This window comes from Bradyrhizobium sp. 76, assembly GCF_023073025.1.
Classification (GTDB): Bacteria; Pseudomonadota; Alphaproteobacteria; order Rhizobiales; family Xanthobacteraceae; genus Bradyrhizobium.
Window position 1 is genome coordinate 201,825 of record NZ_JADPIS010000035.1, and the last position, 14,756, is coordinate 216,580.

Below are 14,756 nucleotides of genomic sequence, written 5' to 3' on the forward strand. Positions count from 1 at the left end.
TTGCGGCAGCTTGCCAACCGAATAACACGGCTTGGCCGCGCTGCCAAAGCGTGAGACAAACGGACATGACGGCCATGAGCAACGAGACATTGCTGCGCGAAGACATTTGCCGCTTCGGACGGTCCCTGTTCGAGCGTGGGCTGACGCCCGGCTCCTCCGGCAATATCAGCGTCAGGCTGGACGGCGGCGGCTGGCTGGTGACGCCGACCAATGCCTCGCTCGGCTTCCTCGATCCCGCAAAACTGTCGCGGCTGGACGATCAGGGCCGACTGGTTTCGGGCGATGCGCCGACCAAGGAAGTTCCGCTGCACAATGCACTCTATGCCACGCGCGGGAGCGCAAGGGCGATCGTGCATCTGCACTCCACTCATTCGGTTGCGCTGTCGATGCTGCCGGAGATCGACCCGCGCGCCGCGCTGCCGCCGATGACGGCCTATTATCTGATGAAATGCGGCGCCACCGCGCTCGTGCCCTATTACCGCCCCGGCGATCCCGCGGTCGCGGATGCGATCAGGGGGCTGGCGGGAAAATACTCATCCGTGCTGCTCGCCAATCACGGCCCGGTCGTCGCCGGCGATACGCTGGAAGCAGCGGTGTTCGCGACCGAGGAGTTGGAGGAGACGGCGAAGCTGTATCTACTGCTGCGCGGGATGAACCCGCGGTATTTGTCGCCCGAGCAGGTGACGGATCTGGTGAAGGTGTTTGGGGTGGCGCTGCCGGAGCATGGGCACGAGGAATGACCGATCCAGCACGGCCTACACCAAGTGAGATAGTGGCGGCGGCCCGCGTTCTCCACGAAATTGGCTTACACCATCACTGGTGGTCTCCCTATACGAAGACATACGATGAACTGACCGCAATTGATCCGATCGGAAAGGATGAGTTCGACGCAATCGTCGAAGCGGTGTTGCTGGCCGCGGCTCAAGCAAGGCATGGTCCGCAATCGTAGCCCGCATGAGCGAAGCGACATGCGGGACCACTTGCCCCGGATATCGCTTCGCTCATCCGGGCTACGGCAGTGTGCTTGTAGCTACAGCCCCAGATAGGCCTTGCGCACGTCGGGATTGCCCTTGATCTCGCTTGCCGCGCCCTGCATCAGCACGCGGCCGGTTTGCAGGATATAGGCGCGGTCGGCGATCTCGAGACACTCCGCCATGCGTTGCTCCACGATCAGCACGGTCATGCCGGCGTCGCGGATGCGCTTCACAGCCTGGAAGATCTCGTCGACGAGCTTCGGCATGATGCCCTGCGAGGGCTCGTCCAGCATCAACAGCCGCGGGCGCGTCATCAGCGCGCGGCCGATCGCGAGCATCTGCTGCTCGCCGCCGGATAGCGTCTCGGCCCGCTGCTCGAGGCGCTCGGAGAGGCGCGGAAAGAGCTGGAACACGAGATCGAGCGGGCTCTCGCGATCGGCCTCGCCGCGATAGAGATAGCTGCCGAGGCGTAGATTGTCGCGCACGGAGAGGCGCGGAAACAGGCGGCGGTTCTCCGGCACATAGGCGATGCCGGTCGCCGTGATGTGGTGCTGCGCCATGCCGTCGAGGCGCTTGCCGTCGAACGTCACCGTGCCCGATCGCGGGCGCTCGGCGCCGGCGATGGATTTCAGCAGCGTCGACTTGCCCGCGCCGTTGGCGCCGGCGACGCAGACGATCTCGCCCTTGGCGACTTCGATGCTGACCCCGGAGATCGCGACCAGGCCCTGATAGGCGGTCGTGACTTCACGCACCGACAGCATGACGATCTCCCAGATATGCGCTGATCACCTTGGGATCGCGAACGATTTCAGTGGGCTTGCCCTCGACCAGCACCTTGCCGAGGTCGAGCACGATGGCGCGATCGACCAGCGGCATCACGATCTCCATGACGTGCTCGACCATCAGCACGGTGATGCCGGCGTCACGCACCTTGCGCACCAGGGCGACGCCGGTCTGCGCCTCGGTCGGCGTAAGACCAGTGAGGACTTCGTCGAGCAGCAGCAATTTCGGTTCTGTTGCAAGCGCGCGCGCGACTTCAAGGCGGCGCTTTTCGGCCGGCACGAGGTCGCTCGCGAGCACGTTGGCGCGCGCGGCAAGGCCGGTAAATTCGAGCACCTCATGAGCCTTGCGGCGTGCCTCGCGCATTACGGTGTTGCGCACGAGAGCGCCGACGATGACGTTGTCGATAACGGTCATGGTCTCGAAGCTCTTGACGACCTGGAAGGTGCGACCGACGCCGCGCTGGCAGCGCTCGGCGGCCGGCATGCTGGTGACATCCTCGCCGTCGAACCAGATCGAGCCTTGCGTCGGCGGCAGCACGCCGGCGATGAGATTGAACAGCGTCGACTTGCCGGCTCCATTCGGGCCGATCAGGCCGACGATCTCGCCGCGGCCGACCGAGATCGAGACGTCGCTGTTGGCGACGAGGCCGCCGAAGCGCTGCCAGACGCCGCGGGTTTCAAGCAGCGGGGTCATCGCGTGGCTCCCTTCCGCTTCGCACGAGAGAACAGGCTCACCAGACCCTGTGGCAGGGCGAGCGAAATCAGCACGATCAGCGTGCCGTAGACGATGAGATCGACGCCGCGGCCGGAGCCGCCGATATAGGAGCGCGTCAGCTCCGTCATCGGGATCAGGATGGCCGCTCCTAACACGGGCCCCCAGAGGGTGCCGATGCCGCCGAGCACGGCCGGCAACGCCATCAGCAGCGAGAACTGGAAGCTCATGACGCTTTCAGGATCGATATAGGCGAGAAACTGCGCGTAGAAGGCGCCGCCGATCGCAACGAGGAAAGCGGAGACGGCAGCCGCGCCCATCTTGGAGTTGAACACGACGACGCCGAGGCTCTCGGCCGCTTCCGGATTGTCCTTCACCGCGCGCCACCAGAAGCCCCATTTGGAGTCCTCCAACCACCAGGTGACGAACCAGGCGAGGCTGCATAGCACCAATGCGAAATAGAAGTACGGCAGCTTGCTGCGCATGAACTGGAACTTCAGCCAGCTGTCGCCGCGCACCGGAATGGTGATTCCCATCGCGGCCCCCGCCCATTCCCAGTTCTGGAACAGCAGCAGCCCGATCTCGGCGATAACGATGGTCGCGATCACGAAGTAATGGCCGCGCAGGCGGAAGAAGGGATAGCCGAGCCCCATCGCGATCGCGGCCGCGACTGCGCCGCCGGCGAGCATGCCGAACCATGGCAGCACGCCGAATTTGGTGAACAGGAGCTCGGTGGTGTAGGCGCCGATGCCGAAATAGAGCGCGTGTCCCAGCGAGATCTGCCCGCAATAGCCGGAGAGAATGTTCCAGCTCTGCGACAGCGCCGCATACATCAAGGTCAGGATCAGGATGTTCTGGACGTAGACGTCCTTGATGAACAGCGGCGCGAGCGCCGCCAGGGCGGTCAACACCGCGGCGATTATGAGGTCGCGGCGGCGCCGCGCGGCAAAATCCTTGTCCATCACATCGATCCGAACAGGCCGCGCGGCCGGATGAAGACGACCAGCAGGTAGACGGCGTAAATGCCGACCGATTTCAGCGACGGCGGCAGCACCAGCGCGGTGGTGGCCTCGACGAGGCCGACGATGATCCCGCCGGCGAAAGCGCCGAACACGCTGCCGAAGCCGCCGAGCGCGACCGTGACGTAGGCGATCAGCGCAAAGGACGCGCCGACGTCGGGATAAATATAGAAGAAGCTTGCCATGATCGCTCCGGCGAGGCCTACCAGCGCGGCACCAAGCCCCCAGCCGAGTGCGAACACGCGGTTCTTGTCGATGCCGACGAGGGCCACCGCGCCGGGATCTTCACGGGTGGCCTCCAGCGCGCGACCGAAATCGGTGCGATGGATGAAGAAGTAGAGGCCGGCAAAGGCCAGGATCGAAACCAGCGCACCCATGAGCTGCGGCTCCGGCAGGAAGACGCCGGCGATCGAGATCGTCTTGCCGCCGAGCCAGGACTGCGGAACGCTGCGATAGTCAGGCGTGAAGAAGAATTGCGCGAGGCCGCGCATCACGATGGCGAGGCCGAAGGTGGAGAAGATCTGCACCATCCCGGCATTGGCCTTGGCTCGCATAGCGAAGCGTACGATCAACAAATAGACGACCGCTCCGAATACGAACAGCGCGGCGGCCACCAGCGGCGCCGACAGCAAGGGGTCGATGGCGAAGAACGTGAACAGGAAGAAGCTCACATACATCGCGATCATCAGGAACTCGCCATGGGCGAAGTTCACGACGTCCATCAGGCCGAAGATCAGCGCGAGGCCGACGGCGATCAGTCCGTAGAGCAGGCCCATGAGGAGGCCGCTCGCGAGACTTTGGATAATGGTCTGGGCTGTCACCGGTGGTCCCCTACTCGAAATATCATCGTTTGCTCCGTCATTGCGAGCGAAGCGAAGCAATCCAGAATCTCGTCGCGGAGACAGTCTGGATTGCTTCGTCGCTTCGCTCCTCGCAATGACGAGGCTCTTGCGACGATCTCGATTTGCTTCCTTGCTCCCGCTCGCTGTGTCTTACTTCATCGGCCAGATCGCCTCGGCGATCGCGGCCTGCGGCGGGAAGATGGTGACGAACTTGCCGCCGACATATTGCAGCAGCACCGGGTCGGCGTCGTTGTTCTGGCCCATCTCGTCGAACTTGACGCGCTTCCAGGGCATGATGGTCTGCTCGCCCGGGATGTCGGTGGCGGCCAGCGCGTCGCGGATCTTCTCGCCGTCGGTCGACTTGGCGCGGCTGATGGCGTCGGCGAGGATGATCAGGCCCATGAACTGACGCGAGGTGAGATCGTTGAAATCCTTGCCCGACCGTGTCTTGAACATATCGTTGATCTTGCCGACCATCGGGCGCTTCTGCGCGAGATCGAGCGAGAAGGTGCCGCGCGAGATCACGCCTTCGAGCTTGTCGCCGACGGCGTCGTAAAGCGCCTTCTCGGAGAAGCCGGCGTCCTGCGCCACGATCGCGTTCGGCTTGTAACCGAGCTCGCCCATGGTCTTCACCAGCAGGATGCCATCTGTGGTGTAGCTCGAGGGCATCAGCACGTCGGCGTTCGCGCTCTTGAGCTGCTGCACCTCGGCCGAGAGCGAGGGCGAGTTGGCGCGATACTTGATGTCGGAAACGATCTTGTAACCGCGCTCGCCGGCGATCTTGGCCTGGGCATTACCGGAATCGGTGCCGAAGATGGTGTCCTCGTGGAACAGCGACAGCGTCTCGATCTTGGTGCCCTTCTTCTTCAACGCATCGAAGAAGTCGAACATGGCGGCCGAGTACATCTCGTCATGCGGCGCGGCGCGGAAGTAATATTTCAGGCCGCGACGGTGCAGGCTCGGCGAGGAGTTGTCGGCGGAGACGAACGGGATCTGATAGCGCTCGCAGATCTGGCTGACGGTGACGGCGACCGCGCTCTGATAGGTGCCGATGATGGCGGAGACCTTCTCCTGCGTGATCAGGCGCTCGGCCTCGGCGCGGCCCTTCTGCGGATCGGCCTGGTGGTCGGCGAAGACGAGGCGCACTTTTGCCCCGCCGAGACCCGGCAAGCCTTCGCCCTTCGCCAGCGGCAGGTCGAAATCGGTGTCCTTGTTGATGACCTCGAGCGCGGTCTCATAGGCCTTCTGCGCATCGACGCCCTGCTGCGCGCTGCCGCCGGAGAACGGATAGATCACGCCGATCACGACTTCCGAAGTCTGTGCGCGGGCGGCCAGCGGCACCAGCGCGGCCGTAGCGGTGGCTCCCAACAATACGTCGCGGCGAGTGATCGTCATGGCAAAGTCCCCTGTTACTGAATTTCGGCTGATCGAATGAAGCGATTGATGGATGCGGTAAAGCTCGAAGAAGCAGCAAACGCTGCCCACTAAATCACGGCCATGGTCCTGTTCTTGAGATCCGTCACCAGCATCAGGCCGGGCGAATGCGTGATCGCGAACGGCAGCTTTGCGGCGTTGATGACCGATTGCGGTGTCACGCCGCAGGCCCAGAACACCGGGATCTCGTCGTCGGCGACCGGCACCGGATCGCCGTAATCGGGCTTGGCGATGTCCTTGATACCGATCAGGTGCGGATGGCCGAGATGCACGGGCGCGCCGTGCACGGCCGGATAGCGCGAGGTGATCTGCACCGCGCGGATCGCATCCGCCGGCTTGAACGGACGCATCGACACCACCATGGGACCGGCGAAGGGACCGGACTCGCCGCAAGCGATGTTGGTGCGATACATCGGCACGCGCACATTGTGCTCGATGTGGCGGATCGGCATGCCCTCGTCGAGCAGCGCCTCTTCGAACGAGAACGAGCAGCCGAGCACGAAGGTCACGAGATCGTCGCGCCAATGCTTTGTCACATCGGTCGGCTCGTCCACGACCTCGCCGTCGCGCCAGACGCGGTAGCGCGGCACGTCGGTGCGGATGTCGAGATCGGCGCCCAGCGCCGGGATGTGCGGACTGCCCACATCGGACATGCCGATGATGGGGCACGGCTTGGGATTGAACTGGCAGAAGCGGTGAAAGGCGCCGGCATATTCCGCCGGCAGGATCGCCAGATTGCCCTGGACGAAGCCGGGGGCAACGCCGGCGGTGGAGGCGACCAGCCCCTCGCGGTAGGCAAGCCGCGCCTTGCGGCTCGGGAGCGTGTCGGGCGTTTCAGTTTGCTGCACTGCCACCAAAACAGTCATGGGATCGACCTGCCTATAAACTCGACAAAGACAAGCCAACACCACGCGTGCTATAAAGTCTAATCTTCCTTTCTAATCAATATCGATAAATTTCATTTATCGGATGGGAAAATCCTTCCAATGCTGGACTTCAGATCGATCGAGACGTTCCTTTGGGTTGTGAAGCTCGGCAGCTTTCGCGGCGCCGCAGCACGCCTCAACACGACCCAGCCGGCGATCTCCCAGCGCATCGCCCAGCTCGAGCGCGAGATGGGGGTCAAGCTCCTGAATCGCGACCATCGCGTGGCCTCGCCGACGCCGAGCGGCCGGCAGATGATGGTCTACGCGGAGAAGCTGATCGGCTTACGGGCCGCGATGATCGCCGAGATCGGCGACCGCTCGGCGATGCGTGGCGTGATGCGGCTCGGCGTCGCCGAAACCATCGTGCACACCTGGCTGCCGCGGCTGGTGAAGAGCATGAACGAAGTCTACCCGAACCTGTCGCTGGAGATCGAGGTCGACATCACGCCGAACCTGACCGCGCGCCTGCTTGCGCAGGAGATCGAACTTGCTTTCGTCGTGGGTCCGCTCTCGGCCTCCGGGGTGCACAATCGCGTTCTCGCGGACTATCCGATCGGATTTCTCGCCAGCCCCTCGCTCGGCCTCGGCCATGGGCCGGTCACGCGGGCCGAGCTCGCCCGGTTTCCGATCATTACATTTCCGCGGAAGACGCGGCCCTACGAGGTCGTGCGCGAAGTGTTCGACCGGCCGGAGCTTCCGCCGATCCGGCTGCACGCCTCCGCCTCGCTTGCGACCGTGATTCACATGGCGGTCGAGGGCCTCGGCATCGCCGTGATCCCCGACGCCATCGTCGAGAGCGAGCTCGCAGACGGGCGGCTGCAACTGCTCGACACCGATCTCAAAATCGCGCCGCTGACATTCACCGCCAGCTGGCTCGCCTCGCCCGACGTCGTGGCGGTGGAGCGGGTCGCAGAGCTTGCATGTCAGATTGCGCAGGGCAGCCTTACAGTTGACGCGCCCGCGCCGGCGCGTCATTGAAACAGGCGCCGGACAATTGAGAGACTGACCGCATGAGCCGAGCCGCCACCAATTTGCAAATCGATTCCGCCCGCCTCTGGGGCTCCATCCACGAGACCGCGCAGTTCGGCGCGACGGCCAAGGGCGGCGTGCGGCGGCTGACGCTGAGCGCGGAGGACAAGCTGGTGCGCGACTGGTTCCGCAAGGCCTGCGAGGACGCCGGCTTAGAGGTGCACACCGATGCGCTCGGTTCGCAGTTCGGCCTGCGCAAGGGACGCGACATGTCGAAGCCGCCTGTCGGCATCGGCTCGCATCTCGACACGCAACCCACCGGCGGCAAGTATGACGGCATTCTGGGAACGCTCGGAGCACTGGAAGTGATCCGCACGTTGAACGACGCCGGCATTGAGACCGAGGCGCCGATCTGCGTCGTCAACTGGACCAACGAAGAGGGTTCGCGCTTCGCTCCCGCGATGATGGCCTCCGCCGCCTATGTCGGCGACTTCACCACCGACGACATCCTGTCGCGCAAGGACGCCGACGGCACCACCGTCGGCCAGGCGCTCGACAGCATCGGTTATCGCGGCGACAAGCCGGTCGGTTTCCAGAAGCTCGGCTGTTTCGTCGAGTTGCACATCGAGCAGGGCCCGATCCTGGAAGCCGAAGGCAAGACCATCGGTGTCGTCGATTCCGGCCAGGGCGTACTTTGGTACGACGGCAAGATTTCCGGCTTCGAGAGCCATGCCGGGTCGACGCCGATGCCGCTGCGGCGCGACGCGCTGGCGACGCTGTCCGAGATCGTGCTGGCGATGGAGGCCATTGCGAGCAAGCACGGGCCGAAGGCAGTCGGCACCATCGGCGAGGCCGTGATCGCAAACCCGTCGCGCAACGTCATTCCCGGCGAGATCGCCTTCACGATGGATTGCCGCAGTGCAGATGGCGCGATCATGGATGCGCTCGATCGCGATCTGCGCAGCGCGATTGCCGAGATCGCCGCACGCCGCAAGGTCGAGGTGAAGATCGACCTGGTCTGGCGCAAGCCGCCGACGCATTTCGATCCCAAGTTGATTGCGGCCGTCGAGAACGCGGCGAAGACGCTCGGCTACTCCTCTCGCCGCATCACCTCCGGCGCCGGCCACGACGCCTGCAATCTCAACACAATCATGCCGGCCGCAATGGTGTTCGTGCCCTGCAAGGACGGCATCAGCCACAACGAGCTGGAAGACGCCACGCAGCCCGATTGCGCCGCGGGCACCAATGTCCTCATGCACACGGTGCTGGCGATCGCCGGCGTCGCATCCTGACCGGAGAGAGAGAGTCATGCGCGGAGTTTTCGTCGACGCCAACGAAGCCCTGGCCGTGATCATGGAGCGCCTGGAGCAGCCCGGCGATCCCAAGGTGCGGATCCACAGGGATCCCGACATCAAGCCCGAGCAATATCCTGAAATCCTCGACGGCGCCGAGATCGCGATCGTCGACCATACCGCGCTGCCGACCGAGGTCGCAAAGAAGTGCGCGGGGCTGAAACATGTCGTGTTCCTCGGCACCGGTGCACGCAGTTACATGAACCCGGAGGAGCTCGCTGAGCTCGGCATCTCCGTGCACCTGATCAAGGGCTATGGCGACACGGCGGTCGCGGAATGCGCGATCGCGCTGATGTGGGCTTCGGCCCGCGTCATCGCGATGATGGACCGAGAGATGCGCGGCGGAAACTGGCTGCGCGAAGACGGCATGCAGCTCACCGGCAAGACGCTCGGCCTGATCGGCTTCGGCGGCATTGCCGCGGAAGTCGCGCGCATCGCCTCAGGCAGCGGCATGAAGGTGATCGCCTGGAATCGCTCGCCGAAGAGCTATCCGGGCGTGGAATTCGCGGATCTCGACACGGTGTTGGCGAGAGCAGACGTCGTATCGCTGCATCTGCTGCTCAACGACGAAACGCGCGGCATGATCACCCGCGAGATGATCGCGAAGATGAAGCCGGGAGTCATCCTCATCAACACCGCCCGCGCCGCCGTCGTCGACGAGGCAGCCATGATCGATGCGCTGAAGTCGGGCCACATCCGCCATGCCGGCCTCGACGTCTTCAACATCGAGCCCCTGCCCGGCGATCATCCGCTGACAAAACTGCCGAACGTGACGTTGTCGGCGCATTCGGCGTTCCGGACCCCCGAGGCGAGCGAGAACCTCATTCATGCGGCGTGGGAGCACTGCCGTAGAATCGTAAAGGGATAAGAGCACCGACAATGGCCGACTATCGCACCATCAAGGCACAGCCGCTCATCGAAGCCATCAGTGCCATCGTCAAGGCCGGCGGCTCCACGGACCGCGAGGCCGAGCTCGTATCCACCAATCTGGTCGAGGCCAATCTCAAGGGACACGACTCCCACGGCGTCGGCATGATCCCGCGCTATGTCCAGAGCGTCACCACGGGCGGCCTCGCCGTGAACCAGCACGCCAAGATCGTGCTCGACACCGGTCCGCTTCTCACCCTCGACGGCCTCACCGGCTACGGCCAGGTCATCGGCCATGAAGCGATGGAGCTGGCTGCCGAGCGGGCCAAGCGGAACGGCGTGTGCCTCGTCGGCCTCTCGAACTCGCACCATATCGGCCGGATCGGCCACTGGGCCGAGCAGTGCATCGACCACGGACTGGTCTCGATTCACTTCGTCAACGTGATCTCGCGCCCGATCGTTGCGCCGTGGGGCGGCAGCGATGGGCGCCACGGCACCAACCCGTTCTGCGTCGGCATCCCGCGCGCGGGCAAGGACCCCATCGTGCTCGACTTCGCCACCAGCAGGATCGCGCAGGGCAAGACCCGCGTCGCCCACAACAAGGGCGTCGAGCTCGAGCGCGGCACCATCATCGACAATGAGGGCAAGCCGACCACCAACCCGCGCTACACCGTGATCCCGCCGCACGGCGCCATCTTGCCGTTCGGCGAGCACAAGGGGTCGGGGCTCGCGCTTGTGTGCGAAATCCTCGGCGGCGCGCTCTCCGGCGGGCAGGTGGTCAAGGGCCCGTCCGATGGCAAGTACAACGTCCTCAACGGCATGCTCTCGATCATCATCGATCCGACCAAGCTCGGCACCGCGGAGAATCTCGCGCGCGAAGTCGAGAGCTTCGTCGCCTGGCACACCGGCTCACCGCCCGCCGTCGGCGTCGACAAGGTGAAGATCGCCGGCGAGCCCGAGCGCGAGATGAAACAGAAGCGCCTGGCTGAAGGCATTCCGGTCGATCCGACCACCTGGCAGGAGATCTTGGAGGCCGGGAAGAAGTTCGGGCTGGATCAGGCGGCGATCGAGAAGATCGCGGGGTAGTGAGGCGGAGCACGGTGCTCTTACCTTTTCCCCTTGTGGGAGAAGGTGGCGCGAAGCGCCGGATGAGGGGTCTCTCTCCACGAAGAGAAATGCACAATTGAGAGGCCTGTCTCCGCGGAGACAACCCCTCACCCGTCTTCGATGCTTCGCATCGAAGCCACCCTCCCCCACAAGGGGGGAGGGAAAGCAGCGCTCTAATCCACCATATCCGCAACCGCCTTGCCGCAAGCCGTGGTGTCGGCGTTGCCGCCGAGATCCTTGGTGCGGAGCGTGCGCTCTGCCAGCGTGCGCTCGATCGCTTCGACGATCGACTTGCCGGCTTGCTTCTCGCCGAGATGCTCGAGCATCATCGCGCCTGACCAGATTGCGCCGATCGGATTGGCGATGCCCTGCCCCGCGATATCGGGCGCCGAGCCGTGCACCGGCTCGAACACCGACGGGAAATTGCCCTCGGGGTCGATGTTGCCCGACGGCGCGATGCCGATGGTGCCGGTGCAGGCCGGGCCGAGGTCGGACAGGATGTCGCCGAACAAATTGGAGCCGACCACGACGTCGAACCAATCCGGATGCAGCACGAAATTCGCGGTCAGGATGTCGATGTGGTACTTGTCCCACTTCACACTTGGATACTTCTTCGCCATCGCCTCCACGCGCTCGTCCCAATAGGGCATGGTGATGGAGATGCCGTTCGATTTGGTCGCCGAGGTCAGGTGCTTCTTCGGCCGCGACTGCGCGAGTTCGAACGCGAACTTCAGGATGCGATCGACGCCGATGCGGGTCATCACCGTCTGCTGCGTCACGAACTCACGGTCGGTGTCGGGGAACATGCGACCACCGACGGAGGAATATTCGCCTTCGGTGTTCTCGCGCACCACCCAGAAATCGATGTCGCCGGGCTTGCGGTTGGCCAGCGGCGACGGCACGCCGGGCATCAGCCGCACCGGGCGCAGATTCACATATTGGTCGAACTCACGGCGGAACTTGATCAGCGAACCCCAAAGCGAGACGTGATCCGGAATCTTGGCCGGCCAGCCGACCGCGCCGAAATAGATGGCGTCGTGCTTGCCGATCTTATCCTTCCAATCGTCCGGCATCATCTGCCCGTGCTTCTCGTAATAGTCCCAGGACGAGAAGTCGAAATGATCGAAATGAAGGGACACCCCGTGCTTCTTCGCCGCGGTCTCCAGAACGCGCAGACCTTCGGGCATCACTTCCTTGCCGATGCCGTCGCCAGGAATGACCGCGATCCGGTATTGCTTCTTGCTCATCGAGAACGTCCTTGATTGCTCCGGCGGCCGCCGCCTTTTTGACCGCACTGCAATGGACCAAACGCGGCGGCAGTGCAACGCTGCACTGCAATGTTGACCATGGCGCGGCCGACCGCCTACTGATTTTATTCCCGTTCCTCTCCTGCGAGTAACTCCCATGGATCTGCATCTGCGTGGCAAGCGCGTCCTGATCACGGGCGCGTCCAAGGGCATCGGCGCAGCTGCCGCCGAGGCCTTTGCCGAGGAAGGCTGCCATCTCCTCCTCGCCGCCCGCAACGGCGATCAGCTCAAGGCTCTGGCCGAGCGCTTGCGCTCGGCGCACCAGATCGATGCCGCCACGAGCATCGTCGATTTGCGCAAGAGCGAGGATTTGACGCGGCTCGCCAAGGAAGCCGCCGAAATCGACGTCCTCGTCAACAATGCCGGCGACATTCCCGGCGGCTCCATCGACAAGATCGACGAGGCGACCTGGCGCCACGCCTGGGAATTGAAAGTGTTCGGCTACATCAACCTCACGCGCATGATCTATGCGCAGATGAAGGCGAAGGGCGGCGGCGTGATCGTCAACGACATCGGTGCCGCCGGCGAAAAATTCGACGCCAACTACATTTGCGGCAGCGCCGGCAATGCCGCGCTGATGGCCTTCACCCGCGCGCTCGGGGGCAAGAGCCTCGCCGACAACATCCGCGTGGTCGGAATCAATCCCGGCCCTGTGGGCACCGACCGTCACGTCACCTTGCTGAAGACCCGGGCAAAGCACCAGTTCGGCGACGAAAGCCGCTACAAGGAATTCCAGAAGAGCCTGCCGCTCGGCCGGCCTGCGCATGCGCGCGAGATCGGAGATCTCATGGCGTTCCTGGCGTCGAATCGCGCGGGCTACACGTCAGGCGTGATCTACACGGTGGACGGCGGCATCAGCGCGGGATGGGGTTAAGTCTGTCCACGTCATTGCGAGCGAAGCGACTTGTCCGCCGAAGCTTTAACGAAGGCGGATGCAATCCAGAAATGTATCTGCGGCAAAAGTCTGGATTCTTCGTCGTTTCGTTCCTCGCAATGACGGAGCCTAGAACAAGCACAGGAGTAGAATAATTGTCTCAGGACCTGATCCGCGAAACCGCGTGCACCGTCGTCGACAAGCTGCGGTCCGGCGACGTCTCGCCGCTGGAGCTCTTGGATGTGCTGGAGAAGCGCATCGGTCAAGTCGATGGCAAGGTCAACGCGTTGCCGACGCTGTGCTTCGATCGCGCGCGGGATAGCGCAAAGGCGCTGATGCGGAAGCCGGCCGGTGCGCGCGGGCTGCTAGCAGGCCTGCCGGTGCCGATCAAGGACCTGACCGACGTTGCTGGCGTGCTGAACACCCAGGGCTCGCCGATCTTCAAGGACAACATCCCGGCGACGTCCGACATCCTGGTCGAAAATCTCGAGGCCAACGGCGCCGTCATCTATGCCAAGTCGAACACGCCGGAATTCGGCGCGGGCGCCAACACCTTCAACGAGGTGTTCGGCGCAACTCTCAATCCGTGGGATACGTCCAAGTCGGCAGCCGGCTCGTCAGGCGGCGCGGCCGTTGCGCTCGCCACCGGCATGGCCTGGGTGGCGCAAGGCTCCGACATGGGCGGCAGTCTGCGCAGCCCGGCAGCTTTCTGCGGCGTCGTGGGCATGCGGCCGAGCATCGGCCGGGTCGCACATACTCCAAAATCAGCCATCGATCGTAACCTCGGCGTCGTCGGTCCGATGGCACGCAACGTCGAGGATCTCGCGCTGCTGCTCGATGCCATGAGTGGCGACTATGCAGCCGATCCATTGTCGCTTCCCGCGCCTGCGACCTCATTCCTGTCAGCGGCACAATCAGGCAAGAAACCGAAGCGCATCGCCTACTCGCCCGATCTCGGCATTACGCCGGTCGATCCCGAAGTCAAAGCGATCACACGCAACGCGGCTGAACGCTTTGCCGAAGCCGGCGCCATCGTCGAGGAGGCGCACCCGGACTGGCGCGAGGCGCACGAGTGCTTCCACACGTTGCGCGCCTTCGATTTTGCGATCAGCAAGGCCAATCTGTTGCGCACCAAGCGCGACCTGCTCAAGCCCGAAGTGATCTGGAACATCGAGGAAGGCCTCAAGCTCACGATCGAGCAGCTCGAACGCGCCGAGGCGCAGCGCGTCGGCATGACCGCGCGTGCGGTCGAGTTCTTCAAGAGCTACGATCTGCTGCTGGTACCGACCACGATCGTGCCGCCCTTCCCGATCGAGCATCGCTATGTCGCCGAATGCGCCGGCAAGAAGTTCGACAATTACGTCGAGTGGCTCGGCATCGTCTATGCGATCACGCTCGCCTGCTGTCCCGCGCTGTCGCTGCCGTGCGGCTTCACCGCATCGGGACTTCCGGTCGGCCTGCAGGTCGTCGGGGCTCCGCGCGCGGATGCGCATGTGATCGCCGGCGCCAAGGTGCTGGAGGATATTTTGGGCGTGCGCGGCACGACGCCGATTGATCCGCGCGTGAAGAACTAGCCTCTCGTGTCCCGGAC

Annotated in this window: 15 protein-coding genes; 8 read left to right on the top strand and 7 right to left on the bottom strand. The window is 63.9% G+C overall.

The window, feature by feature from the left end:
- The first annotated feature begins 65 nt into the window (after nucleotides 1–65).
- Nucleotides 66–740 carry an aldolase gene (locus IVB48_RS08730; protein WP_247399449.1) on the top strand — a complete coding sequence of 225 codons (675 nt, stop codon included), beginning with the start codon at nucleotides 66–68 and terminating at the stop codon, nucleotides 738–740.
- Complete coding sequence (locus IVB48_RS08735; protein WP_247399450.1) at nucleotides 737–949, top strand: hypothetical protein; 213 nt, start codon at nucleotides 737–739, stop codon at nucleotides 947–949. Before IVB48_RS08730 ends, IVB48_RS08735 begins: the two co-directional genes overlap by 4 nt.
- An 81-nt stretch (nucleotides 950–1,030) precedes the next feature.
- Here IVB48_RS08735 and IVB48_RS08740 read toward each other — a convergent pair whose 3' ends face one another.
- The 6 genes from IVB48_RS08740 to IVB48_RS08765 all read right to left on the bottom strand — a co-directional run bounded on the left by IVB48_RS08740 (nucleotide 1,031) and on the right by IVB48_RS08765 (nucleotide 6,629).
- Nucleotides 1,031–1,735, bottom strand: a complete 705-nt coding sequence (locus IVB48_RS08740) for an ABC transporter ATP-binding protein (protein ID WP_027568941.1) — start codon at nucleotides 1,733–1,735, stop codon at nucleotides 1,031–1,033.
- Complete coding sequence (locus IVB48_RS08745; RefSeq protein ID WP_007593737.1) at nucleotides 1,719–2,450, bottom strand: ABC transporter ATP-binding protein; 732 nt, start codon at nucleotides 2,448–2,450, stop codon at nucleotides 1,719–1,721. Before IVB48_RS08745 ends, IVB48_RS08740 begins: the two co-directional genes overlap by 17 nt.
- Complete coding sequence (locus IVB48_RS08750; RefSeq protein ID WP_247399451.1) at nucleotides 2,447–3,430, bottom strand: branched-chain amino acid ABC transporter permease; 984 nt, start codon at nucleotides 3,428–3,430, stop codon at nucleotides 2,447–2,449. The genes IVB48_RS08745 and IVB48_RS08750 overlap by 4 nt, the downstream gene beginning before the upstream one ends.
- Nucleotides 3,430–4,308: a branched-chain amino acid ABC transporter permease gene (locus IVB48_RS08755; RefSeq protein ID WP_026233279.1), complete on the bottom strand. Its 879-nt coding sequence runs from the start codon at nucleotides 4,306–4,308 to the stop codon at nucleotides 3,430–3,432. The genes IVB48_RS08750 and IVB48_RS08755 overlap by 1 nt, the downstream gene beginning before the upstream one ends.
- A gap of 171 nt (nucleotides 4,309–4,479) precedes the next feature.
- Entirely contained in the window at nucleotides 4,480–5,724 is a 1,245-nt protein-coding gene (locus IVB48_RS08760; RefSeq protein WP_027568940.1) for an ABC transporter substrate-binding protein, read from the bottom strand.
- Nucleotides 5,725–5,813: 89 nt separating this feature from the next.
- A complete protein-coding gene (locus IVB48_RS08765; RefSeq protein WP_247399452.1) occupies nucleotides 5,814–6,629 on the bottom strand; it encodes a putative hydro-lyase in 816 nt (271 codons plus the stop codon).
- A gap of 120 nt (nucleotides 6,630–6,749) precedes the next feature.
- Between IVB48_RS08765 and IVB48_RS08770 the strand changes: the two genes are divergently transcribed.
- From IVB48_RS08770 to IVB48_RS08785, 4 genes are read left to right on the top strand one after another with little or no spacing between them, the layout of a single operon-like run.
- On the top strand, nucleotides 6,750–7,667 hold the full coding sequence (locus IVB48_RS08770) for a LysR family transcriptional regulator (RefSeq protein WP_027568938.1): 918 nt from the start codon (nucleotides 6,750–6,752) through the stop codon (nucleotides 7,665–7,667).
- Nucleotides 7,668–7,699: 32 nt separating this feature from the next.
- Complete coding sequence (locus IVB48_RS08775) at nucleotides 7,700–8,950, top strand: Zn-dependent hydrolase (RefSeq protein WP_247288605.1); 1,251 nt, start codon at nucleotides 7,700–7,702, stop codon at nucleotides 8,948–8,950.
- A 16-nt stretch (nucleotides 8,951–8,966) separates the two neighbouring features.
- Nucleotides 8,967–9,878: an NAD(P)-dependent oxidoreductase gene (locus IVB48_RS08780; protein ID WP_247399453.1), complete on the top strand. Its 912-nt coding sequence runs from the start codon at nucleotides 8,967–8,969 to the stop codon at nucleotides 9,876–9,878.
- A gap of 11 nt (nucleotides 9,879–9,889) precedes the next feature.
- Nucleotides 9,890–10,963 (top strand): malate/lactate/ureidoglycolate dehydrogenase, encoded by a 1,074-nt coding sequence (locus IVB48_RS08785; RefSeq protein WP_247399454.1) that lies wholly within the window; start codon nucleotides 9,890–9,892, stop codon nucleotides 10,961–10,963.
- A gap of 194 nt (nucleotides 10,964–11,157) precedes the next feature.
- Here the strand turns inward: IVB48_RS08785 and IVB48_RS08790 are convergent, their stop codons facing one another.
- The gene (locus IVB48_RS08790; RefSeq protein ID WP_247399455.1) at nucleotides 11,158–12,231 is read right to left on the bottom strand and encodes a tartrate dehydrogenase; all 1,074 of its coding nucleotides are present in this window, start codon (nucleotides 12,229–12,231) and stop codon (nucleotides 11,158–11,160) included.
- Between the two features lie 157 nt (nucleotides 12,232–12,388).
- On the opposite strand from IVB48_RS08790, the gene IVB48_RS08795 reads away from it, so the two are divergent.
- Together IVB48_RS08795 and IVB48_RS08800 are read left to right on the top strand one after the other, a co-directional pair.
- Nucleotides 12,389–13,165, top strand: a complete 777-nt coding sequence (locus IVB48_RS08795) for an SDR family oxidoreductase (protein ID WP_247399456.1) — start codon at nucleotides 12,389–12,391, stop codon at nucleotides 13,163–13,165.
- Nucleotides 13,166–13,320: 155 nt separating this feature from the next.
- Nucleotides 13,321–14,739 carry an amidase family protein gene (locus IVB48_RS08800; RefSeq protein WP_247399457.1) on the top strand — a complete coding sequence of 473 codons (1,419 nt, stop codon included), beginning with the start codon at nucleotides 13,321–13,323 and terminating at the stop codon, nucleotides 14,737–14,739.
- Nucleotides 14,740–14,756: the final 17 nt, after the last annotated feature.